At 60.2% G+C, this 17,283-nt stretch carries 16 protein-coding genes; 6 read left to right on the forward strand and 10 right to left on the reverse strand.

Going from position 1 to position 17,283, the window contains the following annotated elements; translation table 11 throughout:
- The gene (locus ACTZWY_RS10835) at positions 1-1,113 is read left to right on the forward strand and encodes a hypothetical protein (RefSeq protein ID WP_444790723.1); all 1,113 of its coding nucleotides are present in this window, start codon (positions 1-3) and stop codon (positions 1,111-1,113) included.
- A gap of 135 nt (positions 1,114-1,248) precedes the next feature.
- Here the strand turns inward: ACTZWY_RS10835 and radC are convergent, their stop codons facing one another.
- From radC to ACTZWY_RS10865, 6 genes are all read right to left on the reverse strand, one after another.
- Complete coding sequence (radC, locus tag ACTZWY_RS10840) at positions 1,249-2,016, reverse strand: RadC family protein (RefSeq protein ID WP_444790724.1); 768 nt, start codon at positions 2,014-2,016, stop codon at positions 1,249-1,251.
- A gap of 57 nt (positions 2,017-2,073) precedes the next feature.
- Positions 2,074-3,234 (reverse strand): molecular chaperone DnaJ, encoded by a 1,161-nt coding sequence (gene dnaJ / locus ACTZWY_RS10845; RefSeq protein WP_444790725.1) that lies wholly within the window; start codon positions 3,232-3,234, stop codon positions 2,074-2,076.
- A 73-nt stretch (positions 3,235-3,307) separates the two neighbouring features.
- A complete protein-coding gene (gene dnaK, locus ACTZWY_RS10850) occupies positions 3,308-5,221 on the reverse strand; it encodes a molecular chaperone DnaK (RefSeq protein ID WP_444790726.1) in 1,914 nt (637 codons plus the stop codon).
- A 269-nt stretch (positions 5,222-5,490) separates the two neighbouring features.
- Positions 5,491-7,497, reverse strand: a complete 2,007-nt coding sequence (locus ACTZWY_RS10855; protein WP_444790727.1) for a M3 family metallopeptidase — start codon at positions 7,495-7,497, stop codon at positions 5,491-5,493.
- A gap of 72 nt (positions 7,498-7,569) precedes the next feature.
- Positions 7,570-8,076: an NUDIX hydrolase gene (locus tag ACTZWY_RS10860; protein WP_444790728.1), complete on the reverse strand. Its 507-nt coding sequence runs from the start codon at positions 8,074-8,076 to the stop codon at positions 7,570-7,572.
- Positions 8,077-8,081: 5 nt separating this feature from the next.
- Positions 8,082-10,568: a GcvT family protein gene (locus ACTZWY_RS10865; RefSeq protein ID WP_444790729.1), complete on the reverse strand. Its 2,487-nt coding sequence runs from the start codon at positions 10,566-10,568 to the stop codon at positions 8,082-8,084.
- A 175-nt stretch (positions 10,569-10,743) separates the two neighbouring features.
- Here ACTZWY_RS10865 and panC point away from each other — a divergent pair, with 175 nt between their 5' ends.
- From panC to ACTZWY_RS10890, 5 genes are all read left to right on the forward strand, one after another.
- Positions 10,744-11,613: a pantoate--beta-alanine ligase gene (panC, locus tag ACTZWY_RS10870; protein WP_444790730.1), complete on the forward strand. Its 870-nt coding sequence runs from the start codon at positions 10,744-10,746 to the stop codon at positions 11,611-11,613.
- Complete coding sequence (panB, locus tag ACTZWY_RS10875) at positions 11,610-12,419, forward strand: 3-methyl-2-oxobutanoate hydroxymethyltransferase (protein WP_444790731.1); 810 nt, start codon at positions 11,610-11,612, stop codon at positions 12,417-12,419. The genes panC and panB overlap by 4 nt, the downstream gene beginning before the upstream one ends.
- 71 nt (positions 12,420-12,490) lie before the next feature.
- Positions 12,491-13,411, forward strand: coding sequence for a methylated-DNA--[protein]-cysteine S-methyltransferase (locus ACTZWY_RS10880; protein WP_444790732.1), 921 nt, complete (start codon positions 12,491-12,493; stop codon positions 13,409-13,411).
- Positions 13,412-13,459: 48 nt separating this feature from the next.
- Complete coding sequence (locus ACTZWY_RS10885; RefSeq protein ID WP_444790733.1) at positions 13,460-14,107, forward strand: OmpA family protein; 648 nt, start codon at positions 13,460-13,462, stop codon at positions 14,105-14,107.
- Positions 14,108-14,243: 136 nt separating this feature from the next.
- Positions 14,244-15,011, forward strand: a complete 768-nt coding sequence (locus tag ACTZWY_RS10890; RefSeq protein WP_444790734.1) for an FCD domain-containing protein — start codon at positions 14,244-14,246, stop codon at positions 15,009-15,011.
- 104 nt (positions 15,012-15,115) lie between these two features.
- Here ACTZWY_RS10890 and ACTZWY_RS10895 read toward each other — a convergent pair whose 3' ends face one another.
- The 4 genes from ACTZWY_RS10895 to ACTZWY_RS10910 all read right to left on the reverse strand — a co-directional run bounded on the left by ACTZWY_RS10895 (position 15,116) and on the right by ACTZWY_RS10910 (position 17,277).
- Positions 15,116-15,679 (reverse strand): F0F1 ATP synthase subunit B, encoded by a 564-nt coding sequence (locus ACTZWY_RS10895; protein WP_444790735.1) that lies wholly within the window; start codon positions 15,677-15,679, stop codon positions 15,116-15,118.
- Complete coding sequence (locus ACTZWY_RS10900; protein ID WP_444790736.1) at positions 15,676-16,197, reverse strand: F0F1 ATP synthase subunit B'; 522 nt, start codon at positions 16,195-16,197, stop codon at positions 15,676-15,678. Before ACTZWY_RS10900 ends, ACTZWY_RS10895 begins: the two co-directional genes overlap by 4 nt.
- 73 nt (positions 16,198-16,270) lie before the next feature.
- Positions 16,271-16,507 (reverse strand): F0F1 ATP synthase subunit C, encoded by a 237-nt coding sequence (locus ACTZWY_RS10905; RefSeq protein WP_071470100.1) that lies wholly within the window; start codon positions 16,505-16,507, stop codon positions 16,271-16,273.
- Between the two features lie 62 nt (positions 16,508-16,569).
- The gene (locus tag ACTZWY_RS10910; RefSeq protein ID WP_444790749.1) at positions 16,570-17,277 is read right to left on the reverse strand and encodes a F0F1 ATP synthase subunit A; all 708 of its coding nucleotides are present in this window, start codon (positions 17,275-17,277) and stop codon (positions 16,570-16,572) included.
- Positions 17,278-17,283 lie beyond the last annotated feature (6 nt).

The raw sequence follows: 17,283 nt of genomic DNA on the forward strand, positions 1-17,283 counted from the left end.
ATGAATAGTCAGATCATCATCCGTGGAACGGCAATTGCAATTGCAGGTATTGCAGCATCCATTTTTGCGGCCAAGGAATTCATGGTGCAATCCCCGCAGCCCCACGCCCAGGCACAGGTTTCGCCGCAAAATACCAACGGGTCCGTTGTCGGTGCCAGTTTGCTGGGGGGCGCGTCATCGGATGTCAGCGCCCAACCGGCAGCGGCGCAGCCAGAGGATGCGCTGGCATTCGATCTGGATTTGGCCAATGACATGACCGGTGACATGGCACAACCCACATTGCCCGACGCGGAGCTGGTGTTGGGTGCGCTGGACAATCGCGCGCCAAGCGATACCGCATCGCGGCTGGATGTCGATTTCCGCCCCGAACTGGCACTGGCCGAAACCAGCACACGCGACAATGACGCCAGTTGCACGCCCGTCCTGACACTGGACGCCAGCGTTGATGCCCTGCTGAACCTGCGCGTTAATGCGCCATGCAACCCATCCGAACGTGTTGTCATCAGCCATGATGATCTGGCCTTCAGCGCCTATTCCGATGCGGACGGGGTTCTGTCGGCCTATATTCCCGCTTTGTCCGAAAATGCCAGTGTCGATGCGTTTCTGGAAGATGGAACCGTTCTGCAGGGCACTGTGACAGTGCCTGATGTGGCGCTTCATCACCGTGTCATTGTGCAATGGACCGGGGATATTGGCCTAAGCCTGCACGCCTTTCATCGCGGGGCGGAATATGGCAGCAATGGCCATATTCACGCCTCTCGCCCGTTTGATCCCGACCTTCAGGAAGCGTTCGTCATTGGTCTGGGCGAAGCGCGCGGCCCCGAACCGATGCTGGCGCATATCTATTCTGTGCCCGTCAACATGCTGGACCAATCGCGCATGGAACTTGAAGCGGTGCATGATATGCGCAGCTGCGGAACGGATGTGTCCGCCTATATCATGCAAACCGGGGGCGGGATGCGCGCCGAATTGAAGGAATTGTTGCTGTCCATGCCCGCATGCGGCATGGATCAGGGGTTGGCGGTCATCGCCCTGCCGTTCGAGCATGCCCAACAGGCACAACCGCTGGCCCTTGACGACGCCCCTGTGACACTGGCAGCCCGTCAGGACTAAAGCATATAGCGTTCATTCGCATTCACGCCACACACTCCAACTTATTGATTGCGCAGGTTCGAGAAGCGCAAAACCGGTTCCCACTTTTGCGCGACATGCTCTAACGCATCGCACGCACCACCGGGGGGCCTGCAGCTATAACAAGCCGCTGCTGCGAAAGCTAAGCTCGCAGGCCTGTCCAATCACGATATGGTCGTGCAAGGTAATCGACAACGCATCGCATGCGGCAAGTATGGTTTGCGTCATGTCAATATCCGCCTGCGAGGGGGTGGGGTCCCCGGACGGGTGATTATGCACCAGAATTAACGCCGAGGCATTCAATTCCAATGCGCGGCGCAGGATTTCACGCGGATAAACCGGCACATGATCAACTGTGCCCTGTCCCTGCGCCTCATCCGCGACAAGGACATTCTTGCGGTCCAGAAACAGCACGCGAAACTGTTCCGTGTCACGGTGTGACATGGTGGTATGGCAATAATCCAGCAAGGCGGCCCAACTGGAAATGATGGGCCTGTTCATCACCTTCGCGCGGGCCATGCGCTGCGCGCAGGCTGCCGCAAGTTTCAGTTCCACAATCACGGCATCCCCCACACCCGGCACCGCGCGCAAGCGCCCTTCAGGGGCAGCAATCACGCGGTTCAGATCGCCGAACATGTCCATCAAGGCGCGCGCAAGCGGTTTGACATCCTGCCGCGGGATGGCGCGAAACAGCAGCAATTCCAGCAATTCGTAATCGGGCATTGCATCCGCGCCGCCGTCAAGGAAGCGCGCGCGCAATCTTTTGCGGTGGTCGCGCAAATAAGATGGCACTGTCGCGCCCGAAGGCGTGGTGGCAACCGCTGCCCCCCCATCGGCAAAAAGGGGCAAAGCCGCGTCTGAAAATCCCGAACTTTCCTGTTTCATAGCCGGTATCTTGCCCGCAAAGGGCTAAGAAACCGTTAACCACGCCGGGGCCGGGTTTCAGTTTTTCATACCATCCCAGAAGCTTTTGACCTTGTCAAAGAACCCGCTGCTTTCGGGGTTGTTTTCCGCACTCAGCTTCTCAAACTCGGCCAGCAATTCCTTCTGGCGCGCGGTCAGGTTGACAGGGGTTTCCACGGCCAGTTCAATCAGCATGTCACCCTGCCCGCCGCCGCGCAAGGCGGGCATCCCCTTGCCGCGCAGGCGCATTTGCCGCCCCGACTGGCTGCCTGATGGAATTTTCACGCGAGAGCGGCCACCGTCAATTGTGGGCACTTCCACTTCGCCCCCAAGGGCGGCGCGCGCCATGCTGACGGGGACATGACAATACAGCGTCACACCGTCGCGTTTGAATATCTGGTGTTCGGCCACATTGACGAAGATATACAAATCCCCCGCCGGGCCACCGCGCAGTCCTGCCTCGCCCTCGCCGGACAGGCGAATACGGGTGCCGGTTTCCACACCTGCGGGAATACTGACCGACAGGGTTGATTCCTTCTCCACGCGCCCTGCCCCGCCACAGGCCGCGCAGGGGTTCTTGACGATCTGGCCATTGCCCCCACAAGTGGGACAGGTGCGTTCCACAGTGAAGAACCCTTGTTGCGCACGCACCTTTCCCATGCCCGAACAGGTCGGGCAGGTCACGGGTTCAGCGCCCCCTTCAGCGCCAGTGCCGCTGCAGGCGTCGCATTGGGACTGGCGCGGCACACGAATGGTCTTGCGCGTTCCACTGAACGCTTCTTCCAGCGTGATGCGCAGGTTATAGCGCAGGTCCGACCCGCGGCTGGCGCGCGCGCGCGCCCCCCCGCGCCCACCACCGACAAAATCCCCGAACAGGTCTTCGAACACATCGGAAAACGCACTGGCAAAATCGCCATTGCCCGAAAAACCGCCCCCCCGCGCGCCGGGGTTGCCACCGCCGCCGCCCATGCTGCCGTCAAATGCCGCATGGCCGAAACGGTCATAGGCGGCCTTGCGGTCAGGGTCTTTCAGCGCGTCATAGGCTTCATTGGCTTCCTTGAACTGCGCTTCGGCATTGGGGTTGTCGGAATTGCGGTCGGGGTGTAATTCCTTGGCTTTTTTGCGATAGGCTTTCTTGATTTCCTCGCTCGATGCGGACCGGCTGACACCCAGAACTTCATAGAAATCGCGTTTGGCCATGTGGGCTTACTTTCCAATGATGCAACCGGCCTGAACGGGTGTCAGACCGGCTGCGGGTTTCCTGCCAAGGGGTTTACTTGCGTTTGTTGTCGCCAAGATCTTCGAAATCGGCATCCACAATGTCATCATCCACGCTGCGCGGTTCATCCGCATCTGCATCAGCCCCTTCGGCGGCGTCTGCCTGCGCTTTATAGATGGCCTCGCCCAGTTTCATGGACGCTTCGGTGACATTCTGAATACCGGATTTGATCTTGCCGGCATCTTCGCTTTCGACAGTTTCCTTCAGCGCCGCAATCGCCAGTTCGATCGCTTCAACTGTGGTCGGGTCCACTTTGTCCTTGTGTTCTTCCACGGCTTTTTCGGTGGAGTGGATCAGGCTTTCGGCCTGGTTCTTCGCCTCGACCAGTTCGCGGCGTTTCTTGTCGGCCTCGGCATTGGCTTCGGCGTCCTTGACCATTTTTTCAATGTCGTCATCCGACAGACCGCCAGACGCCTGAATCGTGATCTTCTGTTCCTTGCCGGTGCCCTTGTCCTTGGCGGACACATTGACAATGCCGTTGGCGTCAATGTCGAAAGTCACCTCGATCTGGGGCATCCCGCGCGGGGCCGGGGGAATATTCTCAAGGTTGAACTGGCCCAGCATCTTGTTGTCGGCGGCCATTTCACGTTCGCCCTGGAACACGCGGATTGTCACAGCGCTTTGGTGGTCTTCGGCCGTTGAAAACACCTGGCTTTTCTTGGTCGGAATGGTGGTGTTGCGGTCGATCAGACGGGTGAACACCCCACCCAGCGTTTCAATGCCCAGCGACAGCGGCGTGACATCCAGCAGAACCACATCCTTGACATCGCCTTGCAGCACACCTGCCTGAATGGCCGCACCCATGGCCACAACTTCGTCAGGGTTCACACCTTTATGCGGTTCCTTGCCGAAGAAATTGGTCACTTCTTCGATCACTTTGGGCATGCGGGTCATACCGCCGACCAAAATAACCTCGTCAATGTCGCCCTTGGACAGGCCTGCATCTTTCAGCGCGGCAGCGCAAGGTTTCAGCGAGTTCTTGATCAGGTCGCCCACCAGTGATTCCAGCTTGGCGCGGGTCAGTTTCATGACAAGGTGCAGCGGCTGGCCGGTGTTCTTGTCCATGCTGATGAAGGGCTGGTTGATTTCCGTCTGGCTGGAGCTGGACAGTTCGATCTTGGCCTTCTCGGCGGCCTCTTTCAGGCGCTGCAGGGCCATTTTATCCAGCGTCAGGTCAACGCCATTCTCTTTCTTGAACTCATCCGCCAGATAATTGACGATGCGCATGTCAAAATCTTCGCCACCAAGGAAGGTGTCGCCATTTGTGGATTTCACTTCGAACAGGCCATCATCGATTTCCAGAATGGTAATGTCGAACGTGCCGCCGCCAAGGTCATAGACCGCTATGGTGCGGGTTTCTTTCTTGTCCAGGCCATAGGCCAGCGCTGCCGCAGTGGGTTCGTTGATGATGCGCAGCACTTCCAGACCGGCAATCTTGCCTGCATCCTTGGTGGCCTGACGCTGGGCGTCGTTGAAATAGGCAGGCACCGTGATAACGGCTTGCGTGACCTTTTCGCCCAGATAGCTTTCGGCGGTTTCCTTCATCTTTTGCAGGATGAAGGCGGAAATCTGGCTGGGGCTGTATTTTTCGCCGCGCGATTCGACCCAGGCATCGCCATTCCCGCCATCAATGATGTTATAGGGAACAAGGTTCTTGTCCTTTTCCACTTCGGCATCAGTCAGGCGGCGCCCGATCAGGCGCTTGACGGCAAACACAGTGTTGGTGGGGTTGGTCACGGCCTGACGTTTCGCAGGCTGGCCGACAAGGCGTTCATTTTCCGTAAACGCCACGATGGACGGCGTGGTGCGCGCGCCTTCGGCGTTTTCAATAACCCGTGCGGCTGCCCCGTCCATGATGGCAACGCAAGAGTTGGTGGTCCCAAGGTCGATCCCGATGACTTTAGCCATGATGTGCATCCTCTTCTTCAAGCGATGTGGCAGCGGGCTGGTCCTGTCAGGCCCCGGCCCATCTGTTTTTCGTTGCAACACCCCGCTGGGGGGTGACTTGATCGCTATATAGGAAGGGGGTTTGGGGGCTGCAACCGTAACAGAGCTGTGAATTGCATATCATCCAAGAATTTCTTGGCGCAGACAGCCCCGCCACTGGCCCTTCGCCCCCGTTTGGCACGGCGGGCGCGCGCGCGGCGGGTCGCATGATGCCCCTGCCCCCTGCCCTGTCAGGCGGCCAGACCGCGCCCTTTCAACAGCGCGTCCACCCCCGGCATACGCCCGCGAAATGCGGTATACAGGGCCTCTGCCTCGTCACGGCCACCGGCGGACAGGATGAAGCGTTCCAGCTTCGCGGCTGTGCCAGCATCGAACGCGCTGCCTGCTTCGCGGAAAGCCTCGAACGCGTCGGCGTCCATGACTTCGGACCACATGTAGCTGTAATACCCGCTGGAATAGCCATCACCCGAAAACACATGCGCGAAATGCGGCGTTGCATGGCGCATGCGGATCGCGCGCGGCATGCCAAGGCCGTCCAGCACCTGCGCCTGTTTCTGCATGGGGTCGGCAGGGGGCGGGCCATCATGAAATTCCAGATCAACCAAAGCCGATGCCACATATTCCACTGTGGCAAATCCCTGATCGAAGTTTTGCGCGGCCAGCAGGCGGTCCAGCATGTCCTGGGGCATGGCCTCGCCGGTGTCCACATGGCGGGCATGTTGGGCCAGCACTTCGGGCACTTCCAACCAGTGTTCATACAACTGGCTGGGCAGTTCCACAAAATCGCGTGCCACCGAAGTGCCGGAAATCAGCCCGTAAGTCACATCTGAAAGCATCTGATGCAGCGCATGGCCGAATTCATGAAACAGCGTGCGCGCATCGTCATAGGACAGCAGCGCGGGCTTGCCCTTGGCGAAATTGCAGATATTCACCACGATGGGCCGCACATCACCGCCCAGCTTGCGCTGGCTGCGCATGGTCGAACACCACGCGCCGGACCGTTTGGACCCGCGCGCGAAATAATCACCAATGAACACCGCCATATGCTGGCCATTGCGTGTCACGTCCCATGCGCGCGCATCAGGGTGGTACAGGGCCACATCCAGCGGGCGGAATTCAAGCCCGAACAGGCGGTTTGCGCAGTCAAACGCAGCCGCAATCATGCTGTCCAGCGACAGATAGGGTTTCAGCGCGGCCTCATCCAGATCATGTTCCGCGCGGCGCAGTTTTTCCGCGTAGAAACGCCAGTCCCACGGTTCCAGCGGGCCATCATAGCCGTCGGCATGCAGCATCGCTTCCAGTTTCGCGGCGTCGGCCATGGCTTTGGCGCGCGCGGGCGTCCAGACCTGCATCAGCAAATCGCGCACCGCGTCTGGCGTTCCCGCCATTTCGGTTTCCAGCTTGTAGCGCGCGAAATTCGCATAGCCCAGAAGCGTGGCGCGTTCAGCGCGCAGGGCCAGAATTTCAGCGGCTATCGCGCGGTTGTCGGTGTCGCCCCCATTCGCACCGCGCGCGGTCCATGCCTGATAGGCGGTCTTGCGCAAGTCGCGGCGCGTGGAAAACTGCAAGAACGGCACAATCAGCGAGCGGTTCAGCGTGACCACATGGCCATCGCGCCCGCGTTCTTCGGCGGCGGCTTTTGCACTGGCCACCGCAAAATCCGGCAGGCCCGAAAGATCATCCAGCGCCATGACCCAATCGCGTTCATCGGCCAGCAGGTTCTGGGTAAATTGCGTGCCCAATGTGGCAAGGCGGGATTTAACGTCGGTCAGGCGGGCGGCATCTGGCCCCTGCAGCGCCGCCCCTGCGCGCACGAACATGCGCCGGTACAGCAGCAGCACGCGCGCTTGTTCGGCATTCAGCCCAAGGGTGTCGCGGCTGTCCCACAATGTTTCAATCCGGTCAAACAGCTTGCGGTTATTGATGATTTCTGACGAATAGGCGGACAGTTTTGGGGACAATTCGCGCTGCAGCGCGTCGCGGTCAGGGTTGGCGTCACTGCCCGACAGGTTGAAAAACACCCCCGCCACACGGTCCAGCAGGTCATCAGCGCGCTCCATCGCGTCAATGGTGTTGCCGAATGTCGGCGCGTCGGGATTGTCGGCAATCGCGGCATAGGCCGCGCGCCCGGCCTGCATGGCGGCATCAAAGGCAGGGGCGAAATCGGCATCTGCGATTTCGGCAAACGGGGGAAGCTGGAAATCAGTGTGCCATTGGGCAAGAAGCGGGTTTGTCATGGGCTGGCCTTTGCGGTGCGGGTTGATCCCAAGCTAGGTCCGATCTGCGGCAGGTTCAATGGCCGCAATCCGCTATTGCAGGGATGCGGCCTGTCGTGCCACGGCAGCCACATCAAGGCTAAGCTGCAGCGCCTGTTCCATATGTGCAATCGCAACCCAACGCGCGTCCAACGCGTCATCAGCCGCAACCGGGTCGCCGGCTTGCCAGTCACATTGCACCGCAATCAGGGCGAAATGCTGCACCATCGCGCCATTTTCAGCGTGGCCATAGGCATCAAGGGCCGTGAACACCCGCCGCGCAACCGCCCGGACGCCGGTTTCCTCAAATAATTCCCGTTCGGCAGCGGCCAGCAGGGTTTCGCCAAATTCCAGCTTGCCCCCCGGAAACCCCCACAGGCCCGCATCGGGCGGGTTGGCGCGCTGGATCAACAGCACCTGCCCGTCACGGATAACTACCGCCAGAACGGCGGGGATGGGACGCATGGGCAGGGCGGGCGGATTATGGACCATGACACGCAAGGTAGCGCCCGCCAGCACGCGCCGCAAGCCGCCACAGCGGCAATGCAGCGCGCGGCTCACCCCCTCTAGCCGTCAGCGCGGATATTCTGATTGGTCGGGTCATAGGGGCTGTCAGCGGTGACAGTGGCATCCCACAGCTGGTTGAACATGCGCACCTTCAGCTTTTGCCCTTCCACCGCCAGATCGGGGCGCACATAGCCCATGCCGATAGATTTGCCAAACACCACCGAATACCCCCCCGAGGTCAGGCGGCCCACCTTGGTGTCGCCTTCATACAGCGCCTCGCGGCCCCATGGATCGGCATCTGCTGGCCCGTCAATCAGCAGCGTGCAGCATTTGGCGCGAATGCCGGTTTGGTCCATCGCGGTTTTGCCGTGGAAGTCCTTGCTCATATCGACAAAGCGCGGCAGGTCCGCTTCCAGCGGGGTGGCGTCGCGGCCCAACTCATTGCCGAACGCGCGATAGGATTTTTCCTGCCGCAGCCAGTTTTGCGCCCGCGCCCCCACCAGTTTCAGCCCCACATCCGCGCCCGCCGCCATAAGCTGGTCGAACAGGTAGTTCTGCATTTCGATGGGGTGGTGCAATTCCCAGCCCAATTCACCGGTATAGGCCACGCGCACCGCGCGCACCGGGCACATGCCCAGTTCGATATTGCGCATCGACAGCCACGGGAAGCGTTTGTTCGACAGCACTGTTGCGGGGTCGGCATCCTTCACCAGTCTGCCCAGCAAATCGCGCGATTTGGGGCCAGCCACGGCAAAAACGCCCCATTGCGTTGTCACATCATGAATGTCGATCCAACCAAATTCGGCCAGTTTATCTTCAGCCGCCTTGCGCAGGTAGTCGCCGTCATAGGCCGTCCATGCGCCAGCGGAAATCAGGTAATATTCATCCTGTGCCAGGCGCACGATGGTATATTCGGTGCGGGTGGTGCCAGTTTGCGTCAGGGCATAGGTCAGGTTGATGCGCCCCACCTTGGGCAGTTTGTTACAGGTGAACCAATCCAGAAACGCAGTCGCACCTGGGCCGCGCACCAGATGTTTGGTAAAGGCAGTGGCGTCGATCATGCCCACCCCTTCGCGGATGGCTTTTGCTTCATCCACCGCATATTGCCACCAGCCGCCGCGCCGGAAACTGCGCGCGGCGTGGTCGTCAAACCCTTGGGGTGCATAGTAATTCGGGCGTTCCCAGCCATTCACGCAGCCAAATTGCGCGCCCTGCGCCTTTACGCGGTCATAACAGGGTGCCGTGCGCAGCGGGCGGCAGGCTTCGCGTTCTTCATCCGGGTGGTGCAAGACATAGACATGCTCATAGCATTCTTCATTCTTGCGCGCGGCATATTCGGTGGTCATCCATGACCCGTAGCGCTTGGGGTCAAGGGCGGCCATGTCGATTTCAGCCTCGCCCTGAACCATCATCTGGGCCAGATAATGGCCCGTGCCGCCCGCGGCGGTAATGCCGAAACTGAACCCCTCGGCCAGCCACATGTTGCGCAATCCCGGTGCGGGGCCGACCAGCGGGTTGCCGTCGGGCGTGTAGCAGATGGGGCCGTTATAGTCGTCCTTAAGCCCCACCGTTTCCGAACTGGGAATGCGGTGAATCATGGACATGTATTCTTCTTCAATCCTGTCCAGATCCAGCGGGAACAGATCGGCGCGGAAGGATTGGGGCACGTCATATTCAAAACACGCAGGCGCATTTCGTTCATAGGGGCCAAGAATCCAGCCACCGCGTTCTTCGCGGACATACCATTTCGCATCCGCATCGCGCAAAACCGGGTGTTCGGGGTGGTTCTTGCGGTATTCGACCAGCATCGGGTCGGGTTCGGTGACGATATACTGGTGTTCCACCGGAATCGCGGGAATTTTAATGCCCAGCAGGCGCGCGGTGCGCTGGGCGTGGTTGCCGGTCGCGGTGACGACATGTTCGGCGGTAATTTCAAACTGCTCCTCGGACGGGACCAGATTGCCGCCCTTTTCCACCATCCGCGTGCACGACACCACCCATTCCGCCCCCGTCCAGCGGTAGCCGTCCACCTGCACCCGGCGCACGATTTCCGCCCCGAACTGGCGCGCGCCCTTGGCCATGGCCTGCGTGACATCGGCGGGGTTTATGTAGCCGTCTGTCGGGTGATAGATCGCGCCTTGCAAATCCTCGGTGCGCACCAGCGGCCAGCGGTCCTTGATCTGGGCAGGGGTCATCCATTCATAGGGAATGCCCACTGATTCCGCCGTGGTGGCATAGACCATATATTCATCCATGCGCGCCTGTGTCTGGGCCATGCGCAGGTTGCCCACAACATAGAACCCTGCATTCAGGCCAGTTTCCGCTTCCAGCGTTTTGTAGAATTTCACACTGTAGTCATGAATATGGCTGGTCGCATAGCCCATGTTGAACAAGGGCAGCAGCCCGGCCGCGTGCCATGTGGACCCTGATGTCAGTTCATCGCGTTCCAGCAGCATGGTGTCCCAGCCCGCCTTGGCCAGATGATACGCAATCGACGCGCCCACCGCGCCGCCGCCGACAACAAGCGATTTGACATGGGTTTTCATTGGCACTCTCCGGCAAGGGTTATTTGCGCCTAGATTGCAAATCCTGCGCCCCTTTGGGCAAGCCACGCCGACATGCGAAGGCGGAAAAACGACGCCGTGCCCAAAAGCTGCGGCATCTTGCGTGCCTGCCCGCAACCGCCTAAGAAATTGGCAGGTTTGTGACGAAAGGCCCCGCATGCATATTTGCCGCACCAAAGCTGCAATCCGCGACACAATGCGCGACTGGCGCAAAACCGGCGCGCCGGTGGTTCTGGTGCCCACAATGGGCTTCTTGCATGACGGGCATATGTCGCTGATGCGGCTGGCGCGCGAACGTGCGGGCACAGACGGGCGCGTGGTGGCCACGATTTTTGTCAACCCCACGCAATTCGGCCCGGGCGAGGATCTGGACAGCTACCCCCGCGATGAAGCGCGCGATTTCGACTTGCTGCGCAGTGTCGGGGTCGATGCGGTTTTCGCCCCCGACGCGCGCGAAATCTATGACCCGCAGGCGCAAACCATCGTGGAAACCACCGAACTGGCGCGTATGTTGATTGGCAAGTTGCGGCCCGGTCATTTTCGCGGTGTGGCCACGATTGTGACCAAATTGTTCAACATCATCCGCCCCGATGCGGCTGTGTTCGGCGAAAAGGATTTCCAGCAACTGGCCGTAATCCGCACCATGGTGCGCGATCTGGACATGGATGTTGACATCATCGGCGCCCCCATCCTGCGAGAGGGGGACGGGCTGGCCATGTCGTCGCGCAATGTCCGGCTGACCACAGAAGACCGCGCCGCAGCCCCCATTCTGGCCCGCGCCCTGACTGAGGCTGAAGCGATGGCCCCCACTGGCATAACCGCATCACGCCTGCGTTCGCATGTGCGCGCCACACTGGAACGCGAACCCCGCGCGCAAGTCCAGTCCGTCGATATTCGTGACGCCGCATCGCTGGACAGTATTTCCGGCCCCCTGACACGCCCAGCTGTGATACTGTTGGCCGTGAAATTCGGCACGGTTTTCTTGATTGATAACCGCGTCGTTCCCCCCGCGAAGGAGACAACATGAGCACCACCGCCCCCATCCGCCGTATGACTGTGCCACAAATCCGCGCCAGAAAGGGCGGCGATCCCATTGTGTCGCTGACATCCTATCATGCGCACACAGCCGCCATTGTCGACAAATACGCCGATTTCATTCTGGTGGGCGACAGCCTTGGGATGGTGATGCACGGCATGGACAGCACCATTGGCGTGCCACTGGATCTGATGATCATGCATGGCCGCGCGGTTGTGCGGGGCACCAAACGCGCGCTGGTGGTGGTGGACATGCCCTTCGGGACCTATGAAGAAAGCCCCAACATGGCCTTTCGCAATGCTGCCCGGATCATGAAGGAAACCGGCTGTGGCGCGGTCAAGCTGGAAGGCGGCGCGCGCATGGCAGAGACGATCCATTTCCTGACCGAACGCGGCATTCCGGTGATGGCGCATATTGGCCTGACGCCGCAATCCAGCCATGTGATGGGCGGGTTCAAAACCCAGGGCCGCGATGAGGACACATGGGCCGCCCATATCAATGACGCCGTGGCCGTGGCCAAGGCGGGCGCATTTGCCATGGTGGTTGAAGGTGTGGTCGAACCGCTGGCGCGCAAGATCACCACTGCCGTGGATATTCCCACAATCGGCATCGGGGCATCAGCACAATGTGACGGGCAAATTCTGGTGCTGGAAGATATGCTTGGCCTGAACCCTTGGGTGCCGAAATTCGTCAAGAAATACGGCGATCTTGGCCCCGCTATTGAACAGGCCGTGTCCGATTACGCCCTTGAGGTGAAATCGCGCAGTTTTCCGGGCGAAGACAACATCTACCGCTGAATGCGCATGTTTCGGGTCGCAGTCCTGCGGCCCGAACGCCATGTTGGCCCGACACACAGAAAGGGCGCAGGATGGATGATCAAGGCACCCCAGAACAGGGCTATCACTACCGCGTCATGGAACGCGCCATTGCCCTGATTGACGCACCGGGCGGGCGCACGCGCCCACTGGAGGACCTGGCGCGCGATCTGGGCATGAGTGCGGCGCATTTTCAACGCCTGTTCAGCCAATGGGTGGGCGTGTCGCCCAAACGATACCAACAATACCTGACACTGGGGCATGCGCGCGCGCTGATGGAGGCGCGCTTTACCACGTTGGGGGCCGCGCTGGAACTGGGGTTGTCGGGATCGGCGCGATTGCATGATCTGTTTCTCCGTTGGGAAGCCATGTCGCCGGGGGAATATGCGCGCAAGGGGGCGGGGCTCATCATACGCTATGGGTGGTTCGACACGCCCTTCGGGCAGGCGCTGGCCATGGCCACACCCAAGGGGCTGTGCGGGCTGGCCTTCGCAGATGCGGGCGCGCAAGACCAGACCCTGGCCGACATGACACGGCGCTGGCCGCTGGCGGAATTCATCCATGACCCCGCCGCCCCTGCCCCGCATATCGCCGCCGCCATGGGCCAGCAGGGCGAAGGGCAGTTGCACCTGATGGGAACGCCGTTCCAGATAAAGGTCTGGGAAGCGTTGCTGCATATTCCACCGGGCCATGTCAGCAGTTACAGCGAAATTGCGCGCCGGGTGGGCACCACCAAAGCCGCGCGCGCGGTCGGCAGTGCAGTCGGGCGCAACCCGTTGGGGTTTGTCATTCCCTGCCATCGCTGCCTGCAGGGAAACGGCGCCTTGGGCGGCTATCATTGGGGGTTGGCGCGAAAACGCGCAATGCTGGCGCGCGAAGCTGCGCGTCTGGACGCAGATACGCCGCACCCCGTGCCTGCCCGTGACGAACACAATTGCGTTGACGGTGGAACGAACCCTGACACTGTGCGTTAAGGGGGTATATACTACGCCCGGTATTGTCTGACGTCTGAAAGGTGTATCATGAAACTGTCTGCGACTGCACTTCCGCTGGCCGCTGCTGCATTAGCGCTTGCAGCCTGCGCACCCGACCCCAACAACATGCAAAACCGCACCATGACAGGCGCCCTGACGGGTGCTGCGGTGGGCGGTGTCCTTGGTGCCGCCACTGGCGACGGGGGCGGACGCCGCGCCGCTGCGGGGGCCCTTCTTGGCGGGGCCACCGGGGCGCTGATCGGCCAGCAACTGGACCGGCAGGCCGCTGAGTTGCGCCGCCAGCTGGGCAGCGATGTCAGCATCCGCAACACCGGGCAGGAACTTATCCTGACCTTGCCGCAGGACGTGCTGTTTGCGACCGACAGCGCCACGCTTCGCCCCGATCTGCAACAGGACCTGCGCATCATCGCCCAGAACCTTGTGAATTATCCGCGCAGTGATGTCATTGTGGTGGGCCATACTGACAATGTGGGCGCTGCGGCCTATAATCAGGGGCTGTCCGAACGGCGCGCGGCGTCGGTGGCGCAGGTGCTGCGCAGTGCTGGCGTGGCGTCCAACCGCATTCAAACCATCGGGCGCGGCCTGACGCAGCCTGTGGCCGACAACAGTTCCGCAGCAGGACGTCAGCAAAACCGCCGTGTCGAAATCTTCATCCGGCCCCATCAACCCGCATAGCAGGGCTGACAAGGCCAGAAGGGCCGGCTTGTCCCGGCCCTTTTTAATTGCGCACCGCAGGTGGCGGACCTATTCAAGACAGGTCATCACGTATGCAAGGTCCGGCCCGCGCCGGTCCGCCCCCGCAGGAGGCGCAATGCCCTTTCAACGCATCCAACCCGAAAAACTGTCCCATAGCGTGGAGCGCCAGATCGAATTGCTGTTGCTGCGCGGCATCCTGCGCCCCGGCGAACGCCTGCCATCAGAACGCGACCTGGCCGAGAAACTTGGCGTATCGCGTCCGTCCCTGCGCGAGGCGCTGGCCAACCTGCAAGGGCGCGGACTGCTGACCACACGCGCAGGCGCGGGCGTTTATGTGGAACAATTGCTGGATTCCGCATTTTCCGACACATTGGTGCAGCTGTTTGCGGCGCATGATGAAGCGCTGTTTGACTACATCAGCTTTCGCCGCGATCTGGAAGGCATGTCTGCAGAACGCGCCGCGCGTCATGGGTCCGACACGGATTTGCAGATTATTGACACCATATTCCGGAAAATGGAAGCCGCCCACCAAAAACGCGACCCAAGCGAGGAAGCGCAGCTGGATGCGGAATTCCACCTGTCGATTGTGGAAGCGTCCCATAACATCATCATGCTGCACATGATGCGCGCCATGTTCAATTTGCTGCATGAAGGGGTGTTTTATAACCGCCAGATCATTTTTCGCAAACCGGCCTTGCGCGATGATCTGTTGCAGCAACACAAACAGATCAATGACGCGCTGCAAGCCCGCGACGCCCTGCGCGCCAAAGCTGCTGCCGAAGCGCACCTGACCTTCGTTGAGCAGATCATGACAGACATGAAGCGCAGCCAGAAGAACGAAGAAATCGCCCGCTTGCGGTTTGAACACGCACATACCCGATAAACGCAGCCGCGTTTGTCAGCATCGGGGCGCATCGCGCGGGCACGCCCCCCAAAAAAACCCGGCACTATGGCCGGGTTTTTCAAGTCATTGTTCTGCCAAGCAAATCAGTGCAGCCGGTCGTTGACTGTCTGAATGGCGGTCTGAATAAGGGCATTGCTGCGCTCCTCATCCATCTTTTTGGCAATCAGGTCACCAGCCGCCGCGATCGAAATCGCTGTGGCCTGATCCCGCACATCCCGAATTGCAGCGGCTTCTGCCGAAGCGATCTGATCCTCGGCCGCTTTCAGACGGCGCGTGATAGATGCTTCGATTTCGGCCTTGGCATTGTCTGCTGCAATCTGGGCGTCTGCCTTGGCCTTCTCGACGATGCGGGCCGCCTGCTCATTGACCTCGGCGCGCTTCTTCTCGAAGGATGCGTGCAGTTCCAGCGCTTCCTCGCGCAGGCGGCGGGCATCTTCAAGCTCTGACTTGATGGTTTGCCCACGCTCGTCAAGCAGTCCGGATATTTTTGCAGGAACCTTGAAATAAACCAAGATGCCCCCAAAAATGATGAAGGCCATCAGCACGATCAGATCGGTGTTATACAACGAAAAGAAGGGCTTGCCCTCGACCGCAGCAAACACAGGGCTGGCCAGTGCGATGGTTGCCACAAAAACACGCAGCATCATGCAGCCCCCCCTTTCAAACGCGCGGACACAGCCGCAGTGACACTGCGCGCATCTGCCTTCACGTCGAATGCAGACAATATTTCCTTGGTCACGTCACCGGACACTTCGGTAACCATGGCCAGCGCGTTGTCGCGGATCTGCGCGATGTGACGCTCGGATTCTGCGGAGCGCGCAGCAATTTCAGCGTTTGCCTTGGCAAGCTGCGTGTCCAGTTCTGCCTGCATTTCTGCCTTTGCAGCCTCGACAATACGGTTCGCTTCGGTGCGCGCGTCGGCAAGTGCCTGATTATAGGCGGCCTCAGCCTCTTGGGCCTTCAGCTTGAAATCTTCGGCTGCGGCAATGTCACTGGTTATCGTGCCACGACGGTCTGCCAGAACCGCAGCAATACGCGGCAGCGCCACGCGCGACATGATAAAATAGAGCACCACCATAGTCACCACGAGCCAGAAAATCTGGTTCGAGAAGGTGGTTAGGTCCAGTTGGGGCATTCCCGGCCCCGAAGTGGCAGCGTCTGCCATGTCGTCCCCCTAAGCCCTGAATTGACCGAAGGGGCCACATGGCCCCCCCGGAGGAGTAACTATCGGGGTCAGATCAGACAGCGAACATCAGCAGCAGAGCAACGAGGAACGAGAAGATCCCCAGCGCTTCTGCGAATGCGATGCCGATGAACAGCATGGCGGTCTGGCCAGCAGCTGCCGACGGGTTGCGCAGGGCACCCGACAGGAAGTTGCCTGCAATGTTGCCCACACCGATTGCCGCGCCGCCCATACCGATGGCGGTCAGACCAACACCGATGTATTTGCCCATTTCTGCGATATCGCCTTCCATGTCGTCTCTCCTTGAGTTTTGGAATTGGCTGGATTGGTATTCGACCCTGTGCCCCGCGCGCCTTAGTGCGACGGGTGCAATGCGTCCCGAAGGTAGACACAGGTCAGAATGGTGAAAACATACGCCTGGATCACGGCCACCAGAAGTTCCAGCGCATACAGCGCCGTCACGGCCAGAACAGGCACAAAGAATGCCGCGCCCAGTGCGCTGGCAAAACCCGCAAACACCTTGGCCACAGCGTGACCCGCCATCATGGCACCGGCCAGACGAATGGAATGGCTGATGGGGCGCGCGAAGTAAGAGATAAGTTCGATCAGCGCCAGAACCGGGCGCAGCGCCAGCGGGGCGGAACTGACCCAGAACAGCCCCAGAAACTTGGTCCCGTTCAGGATGAAACCCAGTGCGGTGACCGACAAGAACACAGTCAGCGCCAGAACCGCCGTAACGGCAATATGCGATGTGGTGGTGAAGGCAAACGGGATCAGGCCCAGAAGGTTGGCAAACAACACAAACATGAACAGCGTGAAGATGTGCGGGAAAAAGCGCACAGCGTCATGACCGGCCACATCCTCGACCATTTTGTAGATGAAACCGTAGGCCATTTCGGCGGCGGATTGACCGCGTGACGGAATGATCGCCCGCTTGCGTGCGCCCAGAACCATCAGCGCTGTTGCGGCCAGAACTGTCAGCGCCATCCACAGCGTGACATTGGTTGGTGTATACCAAGCAATGTCGCCACCAAACAGCGCCTTAACCTCGAACTGGTCCATCGGCCT

Source organism: Roseinatronobacter sp. NSM, from assembly GCF_052379845.1.
GTDB lineage: Bacteria > Pseudomonadota > Alphaproteobacteria > Rhodobacterales > Rhodobacteraceae > Roseinatronobacter.